Source organism: Pedobacter mendelii (genome assembly GCF_014635725.1).
In the GTDB taxonomy this organism is placed as follows: domain Bacteria; phylum Bacteroidota; class Bacteroidia; order Sphingobacteriales; family Sphingobacteriaceae; genus Pedobacter; species Pedobacter mendelii.
This window is the reverse complement of sequence record NZ_BMDJ01000002.1, coordinates 238,764-262,102: the sequence shown is the minus strand read 5'-3', so window position 1 is coordinate 262,102 and position 23,339 is coordinate 238,764. Positions and strand designations below refer to the sequence as shown.

17 protein-coding genes are annotated in these 23,339 nt (G+C 38.7%); 14 read left to right on the top strand and 3 right to left on the bottom strand.

Annotated elements, in window-relative coordinates:
- The first annotated feature begins 127 nt into the window (after positions 1 to 127).
- From IEV50_RS04595 to IEV50_RS04585, 3 genes are all read left to right on the top strand, one after another.
- On the top strand, positions 128 to 2,527 hold the full coding sequence (locus tag IEV50_RS04595) for a glycoside hydrolase family 31 protein (RefSeq protein WP_229746626.1): 2,400 nt from the start codon (positions 128 to 130) through the stop codon (positions 2,525 to 2,527).
- Positions 2,527 to 4,695, top strand: coding sequence for a glycoside hydrolase family 3 C-terminal domain-containing protein (locus tag IEV50_RS04590; RefSeq protein ID WP_188412069.1), 2,169 nt, complete (start codon positions 2,527 to 2,529; stop codon positions 4,693 to 4,695). Before IEV50_RS04595 ends, IEV50_RS04590 begins: the two co-directional genes overlap by 1 nt.
- 265 nt (positions 4,696 to 4,960) lie before the next feature.
- Entirely contained in the window at positions 4,961 to 5,140 is a 180-nt protein-coding gene (locus IEV50_RS04585; protein ID WP_188412068.1) for a BF3379 family histone-like protein, read from the top strand.
- Positions 5,141 to 5,839: 699 nt separating this feature from the next.
- On the opposite strand, the gene IEV50_RS04580 is transcribed toward IEV50_RS04585, so the two are convergent.
- The 3 genes from IEV50_RS04580 to IEV50_RS04570 form a co-directional block, all read right to left on the bottom strand.
- A complete protein-coding gene (locus tag IEV50_RS04580; RefSeq protein ID WP_188412067.1) occupies positions 5,840 to 6,157 on the bottom strand; it encodes a hypothetical protein in 318 nt (105 codons plus the stop codon).
- 87 nt (positions 6,158 to 6,244) lie between these two features.
- On the bottom strand, positions 6,245 to 7,417 hold the full coding sequence (locus tag IEV50_RS04575; protein ID WP_229746625.1) for a DEAD/DEAH box helicase: 1,173 nt from the start codon (positions 7,415 to 7,417) through the stop codon (positions 6,245 to 6,247).
- Positions 7,414 to 7,719 carry a hypothetical protein gene (locus tag IEV50_RS04570; protein WP_188412066.1) on the bottom strand — a complete coding sequence of 102 codons (306 nt, stop codon included), beginning with the start codon at positions 7,717 to 7,719 and terminating at the stop codon, positions 7,414 to 7,416. The genes IEV50_RS04575 and IEV50_RS04570 overlap by 4 nt, the downstream gene beginning before the upstream one ends.
- Before the next feature lie 714 nt (positions 7,720 to 8,433).
- On the opposite strand from IEV50_RS04570, the gene IEV50_RS04565 reads away from it, so the two are divergent.
- From IEV50_RS04565 to IEV50_RS04515, 11 genes are all read left to right on the top strand, one after another.
- Positions 8,434 to 9,051 (top strand): TetR/AcrR family transcriptional regulator, encoded by a 618-nt coding sequence (locus IEV50_RS04565; protein ID WP_188412065.1) that lies wholly within the window; start codon positions 8,434 to 8,436, stop codon positions 9,049 to 9,051.
- Positions 9,052 to 9,104: 53 nt separating this feature from the next.
- The gene (locus tag IEV50_RS04560; RefSeq protein ID WP_188412064.1) at positions 9,105 to 10,463 is read left to right on the top strand and encodes a TolC family protein; all 1,359 of its coding nucleotides are present in this window, start codon (positions 9,105 to 9,107) and stop codon (positions 10,461 to 10,463) included.
- A 114-nt stretch (positions 10,464 to 10,577) separates the two neighbouring features.
- Positions 10,578 to 11,540, top strand: a complete 963-nt coding sequence (locus tag IEV50_RS04555; protein ID WP_188412063.1) for an efflux RND transporter periplasmic adaptor subunit — start codon at positions 10,578 to 10,580, stop codon at positions 11,538 to 11,540.
- 50 nt (positions 11,541 to 11,590) lie between these two features.
- Positions 11,591 to 14,731 carry an efflux RND transporter permease subunit gene (locus IEV50_RS04550; RefSeq protein ID WP_188412062.1) on the top strand — a complete coding sequence of 1,047 codons (3,141 nt, stop codon included), beginning with the start codon at positions 11,591 to 11,593 and terminating at the stop codon, positions 14,729 to 14,731.
- A gap of 351 nt (positions 14,732 to 15,082) precedes the next feature.
- A complete protein-coding gene (locus IEV50_RS04545) occupies positions 15,083 to 16,084 on the top strand; it encodes a hypothetical protein (protein WP_188412061.1) in 1,002 nt (333 codons plus the stop codon).
- A 24-nt stretch (positions 16,085 to 16,108) separates the two neighbouring features.
- Entirely contained in the window at positions 16,109 to 16,552 is a 444-nt protein-coding gene (locus tag IEV50_RS04540; RefSeq protein WP_188412060.1) for a hypothetical protein, read from the top strand.
- A 50-nt stretch (positions 16,553 to 16,602) separates the two neighbouring features.
- Positions 16,603 to 17,247, top strand: a complete 645-nt coding sequence (locus IEV50_RS04535; RefSeq protein WP_188412059.1) for a TetR/AcrR family transcriptional regulator — start codon at positions 16,603 to 16,605, stop codon at positions 17,245 to 17,247.
- A gap of 444 nt (positions 17,248 to 17,691) precedes the next feature.
- Positions 17,692 to 20,022, top strand: coding sequence for a TonB-dependent receptor (locus IEV50_RS04530; RefSeq protein WP_188412058.1), 2,331 nt, complete (start codon positions 17,692 to 17,694; stop codon positions 20,020 to 20,022).
- 8 nt (positions 20,023 to 20,030) lie between these two features.
- Positions 20,031 to 20,825: a DUF4249 domain-containing protein gene (locus tag IEV50_RS04525; RefSeq protein ID WP_188412057.1), complete on the top strand. Its 795-nt coding sequence runs from the start codon at positions 20,031 to 20,033 to the stop codon at positions 20,823 to 20,825.
- Between the two features lie 153 nt (positions 20,826 to 20,978).
- On the top strand, positions 20,979 to 22,040 hold the full coding sequence (locus tag IEV50_RS04520; protein WP_188412056.1) for a sensor histidine kinase: 1,062 nt from the start codon (positions 20,979 to 20,981) through the stop codon (positions 22,038 to 22,040).
- Positions 22,037 to 22,768, top strand: coding sequence for a LytR/AlgR family response regulator transcription factor (locus tag IEV50_RS04515; RefSeq protein WP_188412055.1), 732 nt, complete (start codon positions 22,037 to 22,039; stop codon positions 22,766 to 22,768). The genes IEV50_RS04520 and IEV50_RS04515 overlap by 4 nt, the downstream gene beginning before the upstream one ends.
- Positions 22,769 to 23,339 lie beyond the last annotated feature (571 nt).

The window sequence follows — 23,339 nt, the reverse complement described above, 5'->3', positions numbered from 1 at the left end:
GCCATTATGCAAAGAATAAGGCCTGCAATAAATTCCTAAGGCTTATGCCAAAAAAAGCAATTAAATTTATGGTTGAGCAGGCTGATTTGGCTTGCTTATTCTAATTAAATAATTAAACAGGGTAAAAATGATGAAAAAGCGAATAAAATGTGCTTTATTGGGTGGTTTGGTATTACTGCTGATCCATAGCGCATCGGCACAGCTTCAAGGCGTGAAGTTGTTGAATTCGCCCATAGATATAAGCGTTGATTTTAAAGATTTTGAAAATACCTATTACCTTGCAGATAGCCTAAGCAATTTCGATCCTAGTACAGGAAGCGGAAAAATTACCTACAAACGTTTTCAATATGCCTCACGTATGGCATTTAACAACATGCTCGCCGTTTTGCAACAAGTGCCCGCGAACGAATTTCCCAAAACAGAATACGAGCAGTCGCCAGAACTGCCATTCCGTATTGAGTTTGTGTCTGCACGTACTTTGCGCATACGCATGTCGTCCGGTTTTCAGGTCAAGCCAGATCAAGCATCCTTAATGCTTGTTAATGGTTCTGCGCCAATAGATAAAGATGACTGGAAATATGCTAAAATAAATGGCGGACACCGGTATACCAGTAAATTTGGCTCGGTAACTATTCTAACGCAGCCCTGGCACGTAGAGCTTCGAGATGCAGCAGGTAAGCTGCTAACAAAAACCATTCATCATAAGGATAATGCAGATGCGACATTTACGCCGGTTTTACCATTTTCTTATGTTAGAAGGGCTAGTGATTATTCGAGGAGCATGGCCGCTGCTTTTGCCTTATCACCAGGAGAAAAAATATTTGGTTGTGGCGAATCCTTTACTTCATTTGATAAGCGGGGGCAAAAGGTTGTGTTGTGGGCCGATGATGCCAATGGGGTTCAAAACGAAACCATGTACAAGCCTATTCCTTTTTTTATGAGTAATCGCGGCTACGGCATGTTTATGCATACATCAACACCAATAACGTGTGATTTTGGTAAATATTTTAGCGGTGTGAATTCTTTGATGATAGGCGATGATGCGCTAGATCTGTTTGTTTTTCTGGGTGAACCAAAGGACGTTTTAAATGAATATACTAATTTAACTGGCAAAGCCGCTATGCCGCCACTTTGGTCTTTTGGATTTTGGATGAGTCGGATCACATATACTTCCGAGCAGGATGGGAGAGATGTGGCGGCAAAGCTGCGTGAAAATAAAATTCCTGCGGATGTAATCCACTACGATACAGGTTGGTTTACAACAGACTGGCGCACGGATTATAAATTTGCTGCGGATCGTTTTAAGGACCCTGCTAAGCTAATGTCTGACCTCAAAAAAAATGGTTTTCATGTTTCGCTTTGGCAGTTGCCCTATTTTACGCCAAAAAATATATTGTTTAATGAATTGGTTAGCAAAGATCTGGTGGTTAAAGACGGGAAAGGTAATCTTCCTTACGAAGATGCTATACTTGATTTTTCAAATCCAGCTACCGTAAAGTGGTATCAGGACAAAATTGCTGGGTTATTAACACTAGGAGTGGGTGCCATTAAAGTCGATTTTGGTGAGGCTGCGCCCAATAATGGTCTTTATTACTCTGGCCGGTCGGGTTTTTATGAACATAACCTGTATCCGTTGCGTTATAACAAGGCGGTAGCCGATATTACTAAACAAATAAATGGAGAAAATATCATCTGGGCACGTAGTGCCTGGGCTGGTAGCCAGCGTTATCCATTACACTGGGGAGGCGATGCCGCAAACACCAACACCGCGATGGCTGCAGAACTTAGGGGCGGGCTTTCGTTCGGCCTTTCCGGATTTGCTTTTTGGAGCCATGATATTGGCGGCTTTGTATTAAAAACACCCGAAAATCTTTATGCGCGCTGGGCAGCATTTGGCTTACTTTCATCACATAGCCGCAGTCATGGTGCACCTCCAAAAGAGCCATGGGCGTACAGCCCTGATTTTTTAAATACATTCAGGATTACAGACGAGATGCGTTACAAGCTTATGCCCTACATTTATGCACAGGCTAAAGATTGTACTGAACGTGGCTTACCCATGGTTAGAGCCTTATTTGTAGAATACCCTAACGATCCGGGTTCGTGGCTGGTTGATGATCAATACCTGTTTGGATCGGATATGCTGGTTGCACCGCTATTTGAGGACGTTAAGGAGCGGAATGTTTACCTGCCACCAGGCGAATGGATTGATTATCAATCTGGGACAGTTTATCAAAATGGCTGGCATCTAATTAAATCGGGCCAGGTAAAGGCAATTATTTTAGTTAGATCTGGAGCAATTATTCCGCATATTAAACTCGCACAATCGACCATGCAGATGGATTGGTCTTCCCTTCAGCTAATTACTTATTCGCCAAAAGGAAAAAAGGCAGTGGGTATGGTCTGTTTACCGTCTGATAATAAACTCCATCAAATTACCTCATCTGATAAAAACATCTTAAATGATCCCTATCAGGGAAAGGTTAAATGGATAATTAAACCTTATTCACAAAATCTGCTAAAGTAATGCGTTTTAACTTCGTCAAAAAAAATCACTATTGGTTATTTATCTTATTGGTGCCGTTTAATGGCAGCAACCTGTTTGCTCAGGTACAATATTCTTTTTTTAATAATATGCTTCCGGTCGAAAAGCGAATCGATAATATTTTATCGCTGATGACACTAGCGGAAAAAATCAATTGTCTTGGTACAAACCCAACTGTGGCTCGTTTAGGTATTAAAGGCACCGGACATAGCGAAGGGCTACACGGTTTGGCAACTGGCATACCTGGTAATTGGGGCGGGAAAACACCCGTAGCAACGACTACCTTTCCACAAGCTATTGGGCTGGCAGAAACCTGGAGTCCTGAATTGGTGAAGCAGGCCGCGAGTATTGAAGGCTATGAGGCGCGCTACCTGACCCAAAGTGATCGTTATAAAAAAGCCGGGCTTGTAATCAGGGCACCAAATGCAGATTTAGGGCGAGATCCTAGGTGGGGGCGAACAGAAGAATGTTATGGCGAAGATGCTTTCTTTAATGGTACCATGGTTGTTGCTTATGTAAGAGGTTTGCAAGGTGACGATCCAAATTATTGGCAGACTGCATCTCTAATGAAACACTTTCTGGCAAACAGTAATGAAAACAGCAGAGACAGCAGCCAAGCCAATTTTGATGAACGGTTGCTTCGCGAATATTATTCGGTGCCATTTCGGATGGGGGTAGTCGAGGGTGGTTCAAGGGCATTTATGGCTTCTTATAATGGTGTAAATGGCATCCCACAAACTGTTAGTCCGATGCTTAAAAATCTTGCCGTTAAGGAGTGGGGGCAAGATGGGATTATCTGTACGGATGGAGGTGCCTATACTTTATTAATGACTGCACATCATTATTATAAAACACCGGAAGAAACTGCTACAGCCTGCATCAAAGCTGGGATAAATCAGTTTTTAGATGCTTATAAACCAGGTATACAAGCCGCACTTGATAAAGGAATGTTAACTGAAGCCGACATTAACGGCGCTTTAAGAGGTGTTTTTAGGGTAATGATAAAATTAGGTCAGCTAGATGCACCGAGCCTTGTGAGCTATGCTCAAAACAAAAATGGACCAGAACCCTGGTTGATAGAAAAAAACCGGGAATTTGTTAATCTGATCACACAAAAGTCTATTGTACTTTTGAAAAACAGTAAAGGTTTACTACCAATTGATAGAAATAAAATAAAATCAATTGCGGTTGTGGGGCCAAGATCTGGCGAGGTGTATGAAGATTGGTATAGTGGAAGTCCATCTTATTCGGTGAGTCCGGTAGCGGGTATAAAGCAAATGTCAGGAGGTAATATCACCATCAGTCATTCTACTAATGATAATCTGGCCGTAAGTTTGGCAAAATCAGCTGAGCTGGCCATTGTTTGTATTGGTAATAATCCATCCGGAAATCTGGGTTGGAAAAAAGTAGATGGCCCTACCGAAGGCCGCGAAGCGGTTGATAGGGAAGACATTAACCTGGATGCCTCGCAGCAGATGCTGATTGAAAAAGTTTATCAGGCCAATCCCAATACCATTGTTGTACTCATCAGCAGTTTTCCTTATGCAATAAACTGGGCTGATGCCAACATACCAGCTATTATTCACCTTACACATAATAGTCAAGCATTGGGTATTGCCCTTGCCAGCACTTTATTTGGCGATGTAAATCCAGGGGGAAGACTGGTTCAGACCTGGCCAAAATCAATAGTGGATCTGCCACCAATGATGGACTATAATATCCGCAATGGACGTACCTATATGTATACAAAAGCGGAACCACTATACCCTTTCGGTTACGGGTTAAGCTATACCACTTTTAAATACGCCAACCTAAAAACCAGTAAACTTAAGCTCAGCGATAATGAAACCCTAATGGTAAGCGTTGATGTGACCAATACCGGTAGCCGTGAAGGTGATGAGGTAGTTCAACTTTATGTACAGCACTTGCAGTCGAAAGTTGACCGGCCGATGAAAGAACTTAAAAGCTATCAGCGTATAACACTTAAGCCAAATGAAACCCGATCGGTAAATTTACCACTTAAAGCTTCAGCGCTGGCTTATTGGGACATAAAATCACAAAAATTTATCGTTGAAAAAGACAAATTAGTGCTACTTATAGGCAGTTCATCTAGCGATATTAAGGCGAGAAAATCGATCGTCGTCCATTAAACTGAAATGAACCTGAATAGGTTTGGTCGTGATGAATTTAAACTAATCCATACTGAATGGAAGGAATTGCCCGTGGTGTAGGGTAAGGAAATCGGTTCTGAAAGTAGCGTTTGTATAGGCCGGCATCAATAGAAAAGCAATTAAAAAAATAGAATTTGAGTATTTAGTTTCATTTCTTATTTTAGTGGCTCGTTTTTTGCAAAATAATAAAATCAATTTGTTAAACCATTTGACTGGATTTTCCCGTCAATAATAAAGTACAATTATGGAAAAGTTTGAAAAAGTAAAAGAAGTTATTGCGAATATCGAAGCAGATGCTGCAAAATTTTATGATGGTGGAAATGCAGCAGCTGGTACCAGAGTACGTAAGGCTATGCAAGACCTTAAAGTTTTAGCTTCTGATATCAGAAAAGAAGTAACTGAAAAGAAAAACAGTGCAAAATAAAATAACCCAAGTTTCGGGAAATTTTGAATGCCCTGGCAAAACTGCCAGGGCATTTCTTTTAAATGTCTAAGTTTTGTTCGATAATGGTTATGCAAGAATATTTTTTTATTCAACAGATCTGTGAACAGTGTTGAAGACTTCAATTTGTTTATCCAAAATGATTTTAAATTGTCAAAAGCTCCATTCGGATTTTGGATATCTTCCGGCAAAATGCTAATCTAAATACATTCGGATTATCCGGAACAAATTTGCCTACCTTAAATGAAAGGCTTAAAACTAAGTTACGTATAAAGCAGGCATTGCTAATCGGCACCTTCCATTTTCATAACTCTGGACATGATGTCGTCAAATTAAACACTTTGATATGGTTTCTCTACAGGAATTGAAATACATGACTGACCAGATTACAAAAATTGATTTGGATATAATCTTTGTGGAATGAGGTTACCATGATCAGAAAGGCTAGGCGCTTTAATACAATTTATATAAAGCGGATTGTGATGATGCCTTATCAGCTAAAAATAAAAAGTCCTTCACGAAATCGTAAATGACTTTTTTGGAACTGCCCGGCCTCGAACCAGCGCGAAAAAAAAGAATTCTTTCGTGGTTTTTAAGTTTTTGTATATCAGTAATTTGAATATGCCTTTTTTTAAGTATTTATATTTATAAAAGCCACATCAAAATTTTGTATCCTAGAATTTAAGCAGTCTCTTGAATTTCTTTGACAGCATTATTTAGTGCAACCAATAAAGAATCTTTGTATTTGATGAAATTATCTTGGCGGTCTGCCTCTTCACTCAATTTTAGTGTCCGTTTAAGTGTTTTCACTTTTTGAAGTTCATTTTGATAGAGTTCATTAAATATTTCCGGGTTCTTATTTTTTAATATTCTAATCGAATGCGAATATTGTTCAAATATATCTGTAATAATAGCAAGGCTTTTATCATCGTAAATTGTTAAACCACTCACTTTTACCGAGAGCTTTTCAAGCTTTCCTCTTTCTTTTGCATAACCCATATCTTTGCGAAGATACAGTTTTTATGTATGACTTAATATTGCAAGCAAATAATCGAAAATGGAGGTTACAATCAGAATTTATTTTACTTAGTTTATCTTAATCTGTTCTCCATCGATTAATTCTACCTGTTTGCCCATTTTTTTCTGAATCACGCCAAAATGATCTAGTTCGTCAGCGTTGACCAGTGAAATCGCGTCGCCTTTGGCATCAGCACGTCCGGTTCTTCCAATACGGTGGATGTAATCTTTTGGCGATCGAGGTAATTCATAATTAATTACAAAGGGAAGAAAGCTGATGTCAATTCCTCTTGCCATTAAATCGGTAGCCACCAGTACCCTAAGCTTGCCAGATTTAAAGTGTGCTAATGATTCTGTTCTTGAACCTTGGCTTTTTTTACTGTGAATGGCTTTTGCTTCGATGTTGTTTTTCTTTAACTTATTTACAATTGCATCTACCTGATGTACAGAAGATGCAAATATCAATACCTGTTTCATTTGGTAATGATTGATTAGATAACGCAAAAATGGGCCTTTCCGCTCGTTTGAAACAATATAGGCAACCTGTTTTATCGAAGCAAGCGAATTTTCTTCCCCTTCAATTTTGATGACTTCAGGTGTTTTAAGTAAAAGTTGATGTATATGCTGTATATCGTTGCTTAGTGTTGCCGAGAATAAAATATTCTGACGTTTTTCAGGTAGAAGACTAATGATTTTATTCATTTCTTCTTTGAAACCTAAGTTCAACATTTTATCAGCTTCATCAAGTACCAAAGTTTCAATTGCAGAGAGGTGCACCGCATTTGAATTTAGTAATTCTAATAACCTGCCTGGTGTGGCAACAAGTATACTTACACCTTGAAGCGCCATCATTTGTGGATTAATGGATACTCCACCATATACCGCCAAAATTTTGACTGGTTGCAAAAGATTCTTGCTAAAAGTTTTAAAAATATCCTTTACTTGCTCCGCCAGTTCACGTGTTGGTACCAGAACCAATACATTTGCCTGGCGATTTTTAACTAATAGAGTTTGCTGCAAGTTCATAAGAATAGGCAAAACATACCCTGCTGTTTTGCCCGAACCAGTTTTGGCTATGCCTAAAACATCTTGCTTATCTAAAATTGCAGGGATAGATTTTTCTTGAATTGCAGTAGGTTCTGTAAAGTTTTGATCTACCAAGTTTTTTAATAAAGCACTCGACAGGCCTAATGAACTAAAAAGCATATGACTATATTTTACTGTAAAAGTAAATAAAATCATTGTGAAGTTATGGGAAGTACCAATAGGTTTTTTTGCTCCTGTTCAAATGTCATCTGATAGATGCATTGCTGCGATATCATCCCATCCAGCCTTTCTTCATCGAGCAGTTTCGGATAAAGAATTTTTGAGGTAATTTTTATAAGTATTTCATTGATCATTTCGATTTCCAGGGGATGCAGTGTAATGCAGATGAGCGAAATGTTTTTGGTGAGCATGTTCAGAGATGCCTGGGGATTCCAGCATATCACCCAAAATGGCATCTGCTGGATTAATGTCTTCCCATGCTGATTGCTGGCTTCCATTTTGAGTTTGAAAAAGGGTTTTTAAACATGGGTGGCAGTGCAGATCAAAGTATTACATAGTTTATTTATTATAGTTAAGTGAGCCAATGGCCTGGTTTTGTTTATAATTGTTGAATATAATGGTTGTTGTTCATAGGGTAAAGTAGTTGTTGGGTAGGTTTAGGTTATAAAAGACAGAGTTGTACAGGGGTCGGATGAGTTTGGGATAAATAATTGAATTATAGAAAATTAATCTGTATAAAATATCAGTAAAATCGATTTCCAGTTGGTCTATTAAAGGGGCAGATCAGCGCTGATGGTGCTTCTATAAAAGCATAGATTACCTCATAGTTTGCGATAAAGCGATTCAGAACACGGCGCTGATTCCAAAGTGATCATGTAAATTAAATTCTGAGAAGAATTGTTTCGTAAAAAGGGTAGGAATGATGAGATTGCTTTAAAATTCTAGATTAGATAATTATATTAAATTAATCAGTAAATTACCATTAATTCAAAGAAAGCATAGCAGATAATTTACATAATCTCAGAAAGCACTCATACAACCGTTTCTCACGAAACCCAGCATCTACAACAGTGGAAATTTGCAGCTATTTTATTGAAAAGTAAGATATAAGTATTTACTGCTATTTTCGTGGATAATCATTTTTTTGAAAAAATATTTGTGTATGCGAAATATTTGTTTACTTTTGTGTCCGACATTAATGTAAAACAATTATGTTATCAAAAGAAATAGGTAATACAGATACTGAAACTCAAATCAAAATAGCAGCAAAAAGTGTTTTTTTGAAGAAGGGCTTAGCAGGGGCACGGATGCAGGAGATTGCTGATGTAGCAGGTATTGGGCGTACTGCACTTCATTATTATTTTCGACGTAAAGAGCAATTATTTCAGGTTGTATTAAAAGATGCTTTTCGTGACTTGGCCAAGCGTACCGAGATGCTTCATAATAGTGATTATTCTAGCCTAGAAAAAATGGAGGCCTATGTAGATGGCTATTTTGAAAAAGCCTTAGCTGAGCCAGAGTTGGATATATTCATGCTTAATGAATTTAATAACAATCCGGAAGTGATGAAAGATATTTTAATCAGTGAAGCAAGTGGAAGTCCTTTTAATATCCTTTTAAAAGGCATTGAAACATCTGTTAAAAATGGCGAAATGAAAGGTGCGCCTAAACAAATATTAATAACCTTGATATCCATGTGCGTCTTTTCATTTGCAGGCAGGGGCATGATACAGAATGTACTTTTTTTAACTGATGAACAGTATATGGATCTAATGAAAGAACGGAAAATTTACATGAAGGATTTTTTGAAAATTGCGTTTAAACCGTAGTTTTTTTTTGGAGTGTAATCGACAAAATAGTCAAATATTAAAATCAAACTAAAATGAAAATTAAAAATATAAGGTTAGCCATGGGATTGGTAATTATATGTGTCTTTAATTTAAATATCCGGGCACAGGCACAGGAAATACTTACCCTTAAGCAATGTATTGATAAAGCCCTACAACAAAGCCTTCAGTTAACAGCAGATGGTTATAGCCTGGAGAAAACTAAAGCAGGCGTTAAACAACAATACAGTGCTTTATTACCAACTATTAGTGGTGAAGGTTCGTATCAATACGCCTTCCAGGTATCAACTTCTGTCATTCCCGCAGGCGCTTTTGGCGGCCCCCAAGGCACGTATTCAGCCGTTGAGTTTGGGGTGCCTCAAACCAAGTCTGCCGTCGTTACCTTAAAACAAAATATTTATAATCCAGCTTCCATGATTGCATTAAAAGCAGCAAAAGTATCTGTAAATCTAAGTCAGCTACAGGTCACTGCAAGTAAGGAAGACCTGATTTACAATATATCAGCTACTTATTATAATATTCAATCGGTTATCAAGCAAACGGAGTTGAGCAAGCAAACACTCGCCAATACGGAAGCTTTACTGGCCAGTACGCAGGAACAGCTCAAAGCCGGCTTGGCTACCCAGACCGACGTAGACAGGCTTACCGTAACCAGGGATAATGATAAAGCGAATATCCAAAGCCAGGAAAACAGCAAAGAGAAGTATTATAATATGCTCAAAACGCTGATGAACCTCCCGCTCAGTATCGAAATCGCTGTGCTGGCTTTTGTAGACAATGAGGCTGATGCAGCAATTTTACAAGTACAATCACTTAACGGAACTTTAAAGACCAATTATTTGCAGGTTATAGAAAATATTAAAATCTCTAAACTTGAAGAGCGAAAAATAAAGGCTGGTTATCTGCCAACCCTGTCATTAAACGGCGCATATGGCTTATATGGTTACTCTACAAGCGCAGACCCCTTTAATACCATCAACAATAAATTTTACCCCAATTCTTACGTCGGGGTAAAATTGAGTATCCCGATTTTTGATGGCTTCAATATTAAATACCAGGCGAAACAAAAATATTATGAGGTTAAAAGATACGAAGTGCAGGCTCAGCAAACCATGCAGCAAAACAATAAGGAAATGGCAGATGCCTATGCCGACCTGAAAAGCAACTTTATTACATACCAAAACCAGCAACGCAACCTTTTATTGGCGCAAAAGGTGATGAAGGATATCAATGCCCAGTATAAGAGCGGTTTGGTAAAAGTAAGCGATTTCATCAATACCAATAGCGATCTGCAAACCGCACAAACCAATTTTGTAAACGCCCTTATCAATATTAAACAGGCTGAACTCGACCTCAGGAAAGCGCAGGGAACCTTATTAAAAAACCAAAACTAAAGCCCTATTCATAATCTCATAAAAATGAAAAAATTATCTAAGATCATTGTCATTACCGTCCTTGTAGGCATTGTGGTATTCACGGTATTCAAACTACTATCAAACAAAAAAGAAGTGGAGGCGCGGGTTTATCGCCCGGCTGTTAATACAAAAGCTATTGTACAGGCCGATACAATTAAAGGCGCAGAATTTAAAATTGCAACACCTTTTTTAGGCTCCTTTTCGCCGAGTAGAGAGGTGAGCATTGCTTCAGAAACCTCAGGCAAAGTAATATCTGTTGGCATAAAGGAAGGCAGCGTGGTACAAGCTGGTAGCTTGGTTGCCCACCTGGACGATGGGATATTGCGTGCCCAACTCAGTTCTGCAATGGTAAGCCTTCGTAACAATCAAAACACTTTGAAACGTTATGAGGCAGCATCTACAGGCGTTACGCAGTTACAAATGGATAACGCACGTACCCAGGTGCTTACTAGCCAAGCCCAGATAGAGCAGCTAACCAGGCAAATTAAACAGTACACAATTAAAGCGCCATTTACCGGGGTTATCACTACCAGAAATTTCGACTTGGGCGCAATTGTGTCACCTGGTAACCCCATGGCTACCCTGATAGATATTTCCATGTTGAAACTGGAAGTTAGCGTACCGGAAAAGTATATCCCGCAATTTAAAGAGGGGATGGAAATGGACGTTAAAACAGATGTTTATACGGATGCGGTATTCAAGGGAAAGGTTAATTATATATCAAGCGATGCCGATGTTTCCCATAATTATACTGTGAAATTTTTAGTTGTTAATAAAACGGAAACCCCGCTGCGCTCGGGCATGTATGGAAATGTAATCATGGGCAGTTCCCCTTTACTGAATGCCATCAGCATCCCACGTTCGGCCTTGTTAGGTTCTACCCAAAAGCCACAGGTGTATGTAGCAGAAAATGGTATAGCCAGGTTGCGCAACATTGAGATTGGTGTAAGTAATGATACTCGGATGCAGGTAACCAAAGGTTTGAAGATAAACGATATCGTAATTATCGGCGGGCTGGTTAACCTTGCAGACGGCACTAGAGTGGAAATAAGATAACCGGTGACTACCAATAAATAACCCGATAAAATAAAATTAAAACTACTAAAATGACATTAACCGAAATAGCTATCAAAAGGCCTTCGCTCATTATCGTGATATTTTCGGTATTGATAGGCGGCGGATTATTTTGTTACAAACAATTAAGTTACGAGCTGCTTCCCGATATATCTAACCCTATTTTGGTGGTAACCACCAATTACCCTGGTGCTGCGCCTGCTAATATTGAGCAAACCGTAACCAAAAAAATTGAAGACCAGTTAAGCGCTGTAGACGGGCTAAAAAGCATTACCTCGCAATCGTTAGAGGGGGTTTCAATCATTACTGCCGAATTTGTAAGCGGTACCAATATCGATCAGAAACAGCAGGATGTACAACGTAAAATAAATAATATAAAGAGCGATATGCCAACCGATGTAAAAGAATCAAGCATCAGTAAGGTAACACCAAGCGACCAGCCCATCATTCAACTCATGGCCACTTCATCGCTGGATAATGCTGCTTTTTATGATATCGTTAAAAACCAAGTGAACCCGCTTTTTCAGCAAATAACAGGTGTTGGCGAGATAACCCTTATTGGCGGGCAGGAGCGCGAAATACAGGTAAATATTAATAAGGACAAACTGGATTATTATGGCCTTTCTATTTTAAATGTCACTACAGCGGTTGCCAATGGCAACCAAGAACTGCCGGCGGGAAAAATAAAATCCGAAAGCATCGGTCAAATGACCGTGCGCTTGTCCGGTAATTACAACTCGGTGTCGCAACTGAATAACCTGGTGGTAAGTCTGCCCGTTTCAGGCAGCCCTATAAAATTAAGCGATATAGCCAGTGTAGCCGATGTAACTAAGGACCCTTCCAGCGTGTTCCGCTATAACGGCCAAAACGGGATAGGACTGCTTATTAAAAAGCAAGGCGATGCCAACGCGGTTGATATTAGTGAGAAGGTTAAAGAAAAAATCAAGCTTATTGAAAAAAGATATGCTGCAAACGGTGTAAAATTCATTGTTGCCGATGATACAGCTGATTATACGCTTGAGGCAGCTAATGGCGTGGTAGACGACTTGATCCTCGCTGTGATCCTGGTCGCTATCATCATGCTATTATTTCTGCACAGTATTCGTGATTCGCTGATCGTATTAGTGGCTATACCCACATCCCTTATTTCTACTTTTATTGCACTGTACCTGTTTGGCTACACATTGAATTTAATGACATTGCTTGGCTTGTCACTAGTGATCGGTATCCTCGTAGATGACAGTATAGTGGTATTGGAAAATATACACAGGCACCTCTCAATGGGTAAGGATAAAGTTACCGCCGCATTGGATGGACGTAGCGAAATCGGCTTTTCAGCTATTGCCATTACAATGGTTGATGTGGTTGTATTTGGCCCCTTGTGTCTTATTCAAAACAGCATCGGCTCTATCCTGCGCTCTTATTCTGCTACCATCGTGGTAGCGACCTTAATGAGTCTTTTTGTTTGCTTTACACTTACGCCGTGGTTAGCCTCGCGCTTTGGCAGAGTATCCATATTAGATAACCGTAAACTGCTGGATAAACCACTTATTCTGTTTGAAAAACTTATTACAGGATTAACAAATTGGTATATGAATGCCCTGAAATGGGTTCTTGCCAATAAACTCATCATGGGGGGGATGGTGATATGCCTTTTTGCTGCAGTGGTCTGGGTGATGAAATTAGGGGTTATCGGAAGTGAATTTGTCGCCCCGACAGATAAGGGCCAGTTCAGGATGGCTTTGGAGTTTGATAAAAATTCAACGGTTAAACAAAGCAACCTGCGCAGTAACGCTATTGAGCGTTATCTGCGCAAGCAGCCTGATGTGATTACTGTTTCGAGTAATGTTGCCGGCTCAAGCACTACCTCGCTGGTGGCTGGTGTTGGTTCTGATTATAAATCGGAACTAACGGTAACGCTGGTTGATAAAAAAGACCGCAACCTTCCCACTGAAAAATTAATGCTGAAGAAAAGTCTTGATATTGCGCAGCACTTCGCAGGTGTAAAGATCAGCCCTACTATGGTTAGTATGATCAACAGCGGCGCACCGATACAATTGGTATTAAATGGAGAAAATACCCCGCAATTAATGGCTGCTGCCAATGAATTAAAGCAGCGTATCAAGCTTATGCCTGGTGCAATTAACGTAGCGTTAAGCGTGGAAGATGGTAATCCGGAAGTAGAAGTAAATATCGACCGCGAAAAAATGAGCCAGTTAGGCTTAAATATTAACATGGTTGGTGCGGTGCTCCAAAATTCATTCGCTGGTAATGATGATGCTAAATATCGTGTGGGTAATAACGAATACGATATCAAAGTAAAGTTTGACGAATTTGATAAGCATAGCGTGGAGGACGTAAAAGGTATGAATTTCAGCAATACATCTGGTAAGTTAATCAAACTAACACAATTTGCCGATGTATCGCAAGGCAGCGGTCCAAGCGTATTGGAACGAAAGGATCGCCGTACTTCTGTCACAGTAAAAAGTGATGTTTTAGGGATTACATCAGGTGTGATTGCCGATAACATCAAGCAATCACTGTTGGAAAAACCACTGCCTGAGGGTATTGACCTCCGCTGGGGTGGCGATGTGGAACGCCAGGGCGATTCCTTTGGTGCCATGGGTGTAGCGATAGTAGCCGCTGTGATATTGATGTACCTGGTTATGGTGGCGTTGTATGATAACTTTGTCTATCCTTTTGTGGTACTGTTCTCCCTCCCGGTTGCCTTCATCGGTGTGTTTTTAGCTTTGGCATTAACGAAATCTTCCATGAGTATCTTTACTATTCTAGGAATGATTATGCTGCTCGGTCTGGTAGCTAAAAATGCGATCCTGATAGTAGATTTTGCCAATCACCGTAAAGAGCATGGAGATACAACCTGGCAAGCCCTGATAGAAGCAGGTAAGGAGCGGTTAAGGCCTATTCTGATGACCACAACTGCAATGGTTATTGGTATGATACCTATAGCCATATCAACTGCACCCGGAAGCGAATGGAAAAACGGCCTGGCCTGGGTGATCATTGGCGGTCTGACATCCAGCCTTTGTTTGACTGTTTTTGTAGTGCCAACGGTATACTATTGCGTTGATCGCATCGGCGAAAAATTCAGGCTACGGTTTCCTAAAAAAGAAGTTTTGCAGTCTGCCATAGCCACTAAAGGCGGACATTAATTATTATAAAATTCATCCTTGCCGGCAAGGTTTTGCATTGCCGGCAAGTTAACATCAAATTAGTTTCCAGCGTCTAAGATTCCGCTACCTGCTTTTACAGCAGATACCTGTCTATAGCATACATGATGAACTTTTTTACCTCATCTTTCCGAAAATAAGGGTTACAGCCTAACACCATAGCATAATAATATAAATGAAATTAAAGGAGGGAAAACAAAAAGAATTTAATAATCAAATTTGAAAAAATTGGCCTCGCTATTTGATAACAGTAGTTGACTTAGTACAAAACAAACATTCATAAAATTTTCATATTTAACCTCTGCAAAAAACCTCACCATAAGTAAATTTAAAATGAAAACAATAATCATAATTGGCAGTATTCTGCTATTTTATATCCACGTAGAAGCCCAAACTTTAGATTCTATAAAAAGGGAAACAAAGGAATTTATCACAGATAAGTTCCCAACAACCCGGCCCATTGATGTTCAGTTTGAACAATTTGGATCAAGAAACTTCGATTCCAAGCTTTTTGGAGAAAGTTTCCAGCGTGGCAAAATAGACAACGAATCCCGTTTAAGAATAGCGTTAAATATTCCCGTATTTAAAACCAGAAAATATGTCATCACTACATCCTTAAGATATAAATACAATCACTACGATTTTAATGATGTAACACCCTCAGGTTTATATGGTCTTACAAATCAGCGAAGCGAAATGAGTTTTCATTACCTCTCCGCTGCGGGTAGTTTTACCTACTTCTCCAAGCTGTTTGGGAAACCCGTAATTTATAATGCAACATTGAACGTAGACGGAGACGAAAACGGCATACAAAGGGTGAAAGGATTGTTTGCGGCAGCTCTTGTTTTGAAGCGCAGCCAAAATACCTTAATCACCGTAGGCCTTCTTGGACTGATTGACCGCACGGCAATTTCACCCATATTACCATCGTTTTCATGGAAACAAAGTTTCAGTAATTCGCAGTGGAGCCTGGATTTAATTTTGCCGAGGCATTTGAAGGTTCAAAGGCCGCTTTTTAAAAATGGCAGACTGTCATTAGGTAGCGAACTGTTGGGTGAAGGTTTTTATGTTAAGCCGGGACAATTCTTCCTGCCGGGAACCTATGAATATACACAATTGGAGATAAAATCGGGTGCAACGTACGAACATGCACTCGGCAGCAAGCTGATACTTACTTTAAAGGGTGGAATAGCAAATACATTGGTAGCAAGGCTTTACCAGAAGAATGCAGCATTCTCTGATTATGTTTATGAAAATACACAGGATGGGGTTGGCTATTTCAATATAGGGATATCATTTAACCCATTTAAAGCCAATAAGGGCGGCCGTAAATAATTAATATCATATTTAATACCCGAAATGAGCGCAAATTTAAAAACGATTGATGTATTCGAAACAGAATACATCAATCTCTCCGAACAATTACGCGAGGAACTGGAATCGAAAATTGAAAATCTATATGCTAAAACCCGCTTTGTCAAGTATACGCATGTTCGAAATTTCAGTTACAAGAGCACGACGAAAGTGGATTTTTTATGCGGATATCTCATCGGTAGACCTATCCCTGGGTACGTGTTATCTAGCAAAATAGTAAAGGGGATTAAAACCTGGCTCAATATGTATTATGATGACCGTATTTCGGTGATACATAAATTCAGAACATATTATCAAGTAGCCACCCCGTATTTAAAACAGGGCGAAAAACCGGTTTTAGGTATCGTATTTTGTAAGTTTTTAATAAACGAGTTGCTCACTATATTGTCAGAAAGCCGTTGGAAAAGCTTAACCAATAATACCAATTAAATTGTTAAAAATAGTACAAATTTCTAGGACGAGGATAGCTGGAATCAGGTATGGAGACACTAAATAAGATTGCCGAAAAGGCGGCCGAACTTTTCCTTGAAAACGGGATTAGATCAGTCAATATTGACGATTTAGCTGCTCATTTGAGCATGGCAAAAGAAACGATCTATAAATTCTTCAAAAACAAAAATGCATTAGTAGAGCATTTTATCGTTAAGGAAACTGACGGCAATATCAATAGTTTTACCATACTGTCAAATACAACAAACGACCCGATAATTAAACTATTTTTTATAATGGTATTTGCGCAAAAATTGTTTTTTAGGTTAAATCCAGCGATTATTTACGCACTGGAGAAAGATCATTATCAATCCTATCTGATAGTGAAGCAACATAAAGAAACCTTTATTTTCAATGCTTTAAAACACAGTATCGAAAAAGGGATTAAGCATCATTTATACAAGGATGATTTTAGCGTAAATGTTATGACCAGATTTTTTCTAGAAAGCCTGGTCGTTATTTCTGATCACGAATCTTTAAAAGACCTTGAGGCTGCCGATCACGAAAATCTATTGGGGCATATGATATGTGGAATAGCGACCCCGACCGGGTTAGAAAAAATACATTTGTACAAAAGCCAGCATAAGTTCACCTCATATGTGCAAACCCTAAAGCAGCCTTACTGGGAAGATTAGTTTGATGGGCAGGCTATTTTATGATCATCAGGAATAAGTTGTACATTTTACATCATTAAGAAAATAAAATGAAAAAAATAATCATAATTGGCGATTCAAAGAAAATGTGAACATGTAATACAGAAAAAAAGCTGTATGCTTGGTATACGGCATAATGTAAGCAATCCAACACGTATCTCTGGCCTTCCATACAAAGATCTATGAATCCATAAATCTTTATTAACCATTTTCTAATCTCTTCCTCTTTTTTCTCATTGAATTTTTTTACATACCTGCACAATCATAAATGAACCTCCGGTCAAGTGGATATTTCTTAGAAAACCTGCATAGGGTAGTTCGGTTTGCTATACAAAATACCTCATTTCGTATAATTTGCTGCTCATTTGGTATAAAAATTAAATGTAAAAAAAGCCATTGATTTACTTTCGATTAAAATTATAAGGAATGTTTAAATACTTTTTAATACCGTTGTTTTCCATATTTACAGTTTTCGTAGCTCATGCCCAGAAAAAGTATACGTTAAGTGGTACAATTAAAGATGCATCAACCGGTGAAACCTTGATTGGTGCATCCGTTAGGATTCAGGAACTCCCTTCGGCTGGCATTTCAACCAACAATTATGGCTTTTACTCGCTAACCATACCAGAGGGCAGTTATCTGGTAACCTGGTCCTACATTGGTTATGAGCCGAGCACTAAAAAAGTGGAGCTTAGAAAAAATCAGAGCGTTAACATTTCACTCGGCTCTAAGGCAAATCTGGATGAGATTGTTATCCTGTCAAACAAAAAAAATAATGATAATGTTGCCTCGCCCCAAATGGGACTTGAAAAACTAAATATGACCCAGATTAACCAGGTGCCTGTAGTTCTTGGCGAAAGGGATATCCTTAAAACGATTACCTTATTACCCGGGATTAAGACATCAGGAGAAGGCAACACCGGATTTTATGTGCGTGGTGGAGGTTCTGACCAGAACCTGATCTTACTGGATGAAGCAACTGTTTACAATGCTTCCCACCTGCTTGGGTTTTTCTCTACTTTTAACTCTGATGCGATTAAGGATGTAAGCATTTACAAAGGCGGCATGCCGGCCGAATATGGGGGGCGGTTATCATCTGTACTTGATGTTAAGATGAACGACGGAAACAATCAGGATTTTACAGTACAAGGTGGGATTGGTCTTGTGGCTTCACGGTTAAAGCTGGAAGGGCCAATTGTAAAGGGAAAAGGATCTTTTATGATTAGTGCCCGCAGAACCTATGCAGATATCTTTCTAAAGGCATCTTCCGATTCATCTATCAACAAAAGTACTTTGTATTTTTATGATATTAATGCCAAAGCAAATTACCATTTTAATGATAAAAATGCCATTTATCTATCTGGATATTTCGGGAAAGATGTTTTAGGCTTAGCAGATATTTTCGGAACAAATTGGGGAAATTCGACAGGTACAATACGTTTTAACCACGTGTTCAGTAGTAAACTATTTTCAAATACATCTCTTATCTATAGTAATTACAACTATGTTGTAGAAAGCCTTCAAAGTAACGATGGCTTTAAGGCAACTTCAAAAATTACAGACCTTAACCTTAAACAGGATTTTAGCTACTATACAGGTAGTAAGCACACGTTAAAGTTTGGTCTTAATGTACTCAGACATGACATTGCGCCCGGTGATATATCTACAACCGGATCAGCCTCAAGTTTCAATGAGAAACATATTGAACACAGATACGGCTATGAAAGTGCTGCTTATGTAAGCGATGAATGGAAATTAAATAACCGTTTAACCATTTTATATGGTTTACGGCTGAGTTCGATGTTCCTGGTTGGCCCCGGCACATTCAAAACTTACGATGTTCAGGGAAATATTGCCAGTGTGGCAACTTATGAATCAGGTGATTTGGTTAAGGATTACTGGAATCTCGAACCGCGCCTTAGCGCAAGTTATTCACTTAACGAACAAAGTTCGGTCAAAGCATCGTATAATAGAAATACACAGAATATCCACTTGTTAAGCAACTCTACCAGCAGTACGCCTACTGATTTATATGTAATGAGTAGCAACAACATTAAACCCGAAATTGCCGACCAAATAGCTGTAGGTTATTTCCGGAATTTTAGTGATAACACTTATGAGTTTTCTGCTGAAGTATATTATAAAGCATTGCAAAACCAGATAGACTACAAAGATGGTGCACAGCTTTTAGTTAACCAGGATGTAGAATCTTTATTGAATTACGGAACAGGGAGAGCGTATGGAATGGAATTGTTTTTGAAGAAAAAATATGGAAAATTTAACGGCTGGGTAGGCTATACCTTATCTAAAACAGAACGTAAATTTGCAGAGATCAACAATGGCAGTTATTATCCCGCCAGGCAAGATCGCACACATGATGTATCACTCGTTGGAATTTACCAGTTAAATAAAAGGTGGTCTTTTTCGAGCAGTTTCATTTATCGAACGGGGAACGCGGTAACGTATCCAACCGGTAAATATAATTCAGGCGGTAATACTGTATTCTCCTATTCTGAAAGAAACGGATACCGACAACCCTCAACAAACAGGCTCGATGTGGGCGCTACCCTTGAAGGTAAGGAACACAAGCGGTTTCATTCCAGCTGGACCTTCAGTATTTATAATGTGTATGGTAGTAGAGACCCTTACAGCATCACTTTCAGAGATAGTGAAGATATCCCTAATACAACTGAAACTGTTCAAACCAGCATTTTCGCCATCCCAATCCCGTCTGTTACCTGGAATTTTAAATTTTAAAAAAAAACATGAAAAAATATTCTATCTATACACTGGTGGCGGTTGCCATGATATTCCTGTCGTCATGCGAGAAGGTGATTAATTTAAACCTCGGTGATGAAAGCGGAAAGCTGGTGATCGAGGCAAACATTAATAATACTCCAGGACAGCAGATAGTAAAACTAAGCAAGAATGTACCCGTCTCCAATACCAATAATTATCCACCCGTTTCTGGCGCACAGGTTTCAATCCGTGATCAGAATGGAACAAAATACGATTTTATAGAGGGGCCTTTAGGTACGTATGTTGTTTACAATGCATCAGGAAACCCTGGCATTACTTATACCATGAACGTATTGTTGAACGGTAAAACCTATGCCGCAACATCTAAAATGCCCGAAATAGTAATACTAGACTCTTTATCATTTAAAAAAAATGATTTCGGAGATGATGGCACCCAACAGATCAGCGTTCATTACGCCGACCCGAAAGGTATAGCCAATCAATACCGTTTTTTGATGTTTGTAAATGATGTACAGGTAAAAGATATACTGGTAAGCGATGATGACTTTACAGATGGAAACAAAATCGTACAGGAGTTGCGGCAGCGAGACATTGATATTTATATTGGTGATAAAGTTCGTGTTGAAATGCAATGTATTGATAAACCAGTACACACTTATTTTTTTTCGCTGGCAAGTCAGAGTGGCAATGGAGCAGGTGGTGGTGTTACCCCTTCAGATCCACCTACAAATATCAGTCCGGTTAGTTTAGGCTATTTCAGCGCCTACACTACATCAACAAAAACCATTATTCTTAAATAATTAGTGACTGAGCCTATCGAAGGACTTGTAAATACTATATTTTAGGGGATTTCGACAGGCTCAACTTGGCAGATTTGAAGATAAAAACTATCATGATCCAGCTTCAACTTTTTAGCAAAAAAAAATATTTAACACATTTGTTAATTTCTTAAAATGGAACCAACAAAAATAGATGGTGTAAATGAAGGGAATGACCGTTTGCTGCAGTTTATCACACATAAAAAGTTTCGTGTTTACAGGCATTTGGCACTCATCTTACTATTGATTACGTTTTTGTTAAACGCAAAGGATGCACTCACTGAACCAGCTAATACTTATATTAAAATCTTAATTTTCTTTATTTTCTTGTCGCTCTTTTACATTAACATATATTACCTCATCCCCAGGTTTATATTCAGGGAACGTTATTTTGCCTACAGTTTTTGGGTTGCAGGCTTATTGGCGATTACAATGTCGGTTGTTTTTATTTCGCACCATTACCTTCAGCACCTCAGATCCAATAAGTTCGAAAGTTTATCCAATATTTCCACAGCAGTGGTATTCTCGGTTTCATTTTGTACAACCATTGCGGCTATTGTAGCGGTAAAACTTTTTCAGCGTTCCATTGTGATGTCGCAAAGGCTTAATGCCCTCGAAACGGCTACCATGCAGTCGGAACTCGAACAGTTAAAGAACCAGATTAATCCCCATTTCCTGTTTAATACCCTTAACAATGTTAATGTGTTAACCCAAACCGATCCCGCAAAAGCTTCTCAGATCCTCATCAGGCTAAGCGACCTGTTGCATTATCAACTTTACGACAGTACGATGAACAAAGTATTGCTTACTGCCGACATCCGTTTTATAGAAGACTTTCTTAACCTTGAAAAAATAAGGCGAGATGTATTTGACTTTGATATAACTTTGAACGGCGACCTGAGCGGCGTACTGGTACCACCATTATTATTTATTACTTTTGTTGAAAATGCAGTTAAGCATAACCTCGATGCCGTTAACCCATCTTATGTATATATCTCCTTTGAACTTGAGGACAATGTGCTTTATTTTAACTGCCTGAACTCTAAACCCGCAACAGCAGCTCCTTTGAATCGGAAAGGAGGTTTGGGGCTGGTAAATGTTAAGCGAAGAATGGAATTGCTCTTTCCTGATGCCCACTTTCTATCTATTGATGATAAAAAAGACCAGTTTAACGTTGAATTAAAATTAAATATATGAATTGCATTGTAGTTGACGATGAGCCGCTGGCTCGCGGGGCCATCCAACTTTACCTCAGGGCAAATCCTGATATAAAACTACTGAAAAGCTTCGCAAGTGCGGATGCTGCCGCAGATTTTTTGAAAACAAGCGAGGCTGACCTGATATTTCTTGATATCCGTATGCCAGGTTTAAATGGAATTGATTTTTCCAAAACTGTTTCCAAAAATACCCTGATTATTTTTACCACTGCCTATGCCGAATACGCACTTGATGGATTTGAAGTGGAAGCCATTGATTACCTCCTCAAGCCATTCAATCAGGAGCGTTTTAACAAGGCCGTAAACAAAGCTTTTGATTATAGTGCTTTGCTCAAATCTGCTGAAAGAAACCATCCTGTTGAAAGCACTTTTGATGACTATTTCTTTGTAAAAGCCGAACGCAAATTTGTTAAGATATATTTTAAAGATATCTTATTTATAGAAGGCCTTAAGGATTACGTTGTATTGAATACAACAAACGATCGTGTAATTACAGCCATGAACATTAAAACCATTCATGACCAGCTACCTCAGGAGAGTTTCATAAGGGTCAGTAAATCGAATATTATAAATATTCAGCAAGTGGATTCGTTTAATAATAATGTGGTATTTATCAAGGAAAACGAAGTGCCTATAGGTAACGCTTACAGGACATACTTTTTTGAAGAATTTGTAGCAAAAAAGACAATAGGCAGGCAATCAAATTAAGGTACTGATGAAGCTCAAATATTTAACTGGACTTCTTTAAAGCCTGTAATTGATTAAATAGTGTTCGTCTATTAATCATCAACTTGGATATTCTCCACAGATAAAATCATATTAATAAAAAGCATTAAATTAATTGCCATTTATTTGATAACACTTAAACAAGTCTGCCCCTAAGTGTCGCAGTAACCAAAAATTCGCCCGCCTACAACATTTGCTTTGGCTATGCACCAGTAAACGTAGATAAACTTATTTATTGCCTTTACTCTTGATGAAATCAACAAGTTAAAAACAGCTGGTCATTCAATTATAAATGTAGAAAAGTTCAAGGCTGAAAAAGTCAGAAACCATGAAACTCATCCTAAGGTGAATGATTTTTGGTCAGAATACCTCGATCAGCAAGCTTTAAATATGGATGATATGATTGAAATTGTAAAATTTGATGACCTAATGAAAAGGATTAATCCTAAAATATTAAAAACGCAGCCTAAAAATTATTTTTTCACCACTAATGATTCTCTTTTTTAGCACCTTGTTTAAAGCGACTTATTGTAGGTGTTATCTATAATTGCAT

What these genes read in the sequence shown, in the direction of transcription:
- IEV50_RS04595 (WP_229746626.1), top strand. Translation starts at nt 128, where the DNA reads ATGATGAAAAAGCGAATAAAATGTGCTTTATTGGGTGGTTTGGTATTA.
- IEV50_RS04590 (WP_188412069.1), top strand. Translation starts at nt 2,527, where the DNA reads ATGCGTTTTAACTTCGTCAAAAAAAATCACTATTGGTTATTTATCTTA.
- IEV50_RS04585 (WP_188412068.1), top strand. Translation starts at nt 4,961, where the DNA reads ATGGAAAAGTTTGAAAAAGTAAAAGAAGTTATTGCGAATATCGAAGCA.
- IEV50_RS04580 (WP_188412067.1), bottom strand. Translation starts at nt 6,157, where the DNA reads ATGGGTTATGCAAAAGAAAGAGGAAAGCTTGAAAAGCTCTCGGTAAAA.
- IEV50_RS04575 (WP_229746625.1), bottom strand. Translation starts at nt 7,417, where the DNA reads ATGATTTTATTTACTTTTACAGTAAAATATAGTCATATGCTTTTTAGT.
- IEV50_RS04570 (WP_188412066.1), bottom strand. Translation starts at nt 7,719, where the DNA reads ATGGAAGCCAGCAATCAGCATGGGAAGACATTAATCCAGCAGATGCCA.
- IEV50_RS04565 (WP_188412065.1), top strand. Translation starts at nt 8,434, where the DNA reads ATGTTATCAAAAGAAATAGGTAATACAGATACTGAAACTCAAATCAAA.
- IEV50_RS04560 (WP_188412064.1), top strand. Translation starts at nt 9,105, where the DNA reads ATGAAAATTAAAAATATAAGGTTAGCCATGGGATTGGTAATTATATGT.
- IEV50_RS04550 (WP_188412062.1), top strand. Translation starts at nt 11,591, where the DNA reads ATGACATTAACCGAAATAGCTATCAAAAGGCCTTCGCTCATTATCGTG.
- IEV50_RS04545 (WP_188412061.1), top strand. Translation starts at nt 15,083, where the DNA reads ATGAAAACAATAATCATAATTGGCAGTATTCTGCTATTTTATATCCAC.
- IEV50_RS04540 (WP_188412060.1), top strand. Translation starts at nt 16,109, where the DNA reads ATGAGCGCAAATTTAAAAACGATTGATGTATTCGAAACAGAATACATC.
- IEV50_RS04535 (WP_188412059.1), top strand. Translation starts at nt 16,603, where the DNA reads ATGGAGACACTAAATAAGATTGCCGAAAAGGCGGCCGAACTTTTCCTT.
- IEV50_RS04530 (WP_188412058.1), top strand. Translation starts at nt 17,692, where the DNA reads ATGTTTAAATACTTTTTAATACCGTTGTTTTCCATATTTACAGTTTTC.
- IEV50_RS04525 (WP_188412057.1), top strand. Translation starts at nt 20,031, where the DNA reads ATGAAAAAATATTCTATCTATACACTGGTGGCGGTTGCCATGATATTC.
- IEV50_RS04520 (WP_188412056.1), top strand. Translation starts at nt 20,979, where the DNA reads ATGGAACCAACAAAAATAGATGGTGTAAATGAAGGGAATGACCGTTTG.
- IEV50_RS04515 (WP_188412055.1), top strand. Translation starts at nt 22,037, where the DNA reads ATGAATTGCATTGTAGTTGACGATGAGCCGCTGGCTCGCGGGGCCATC.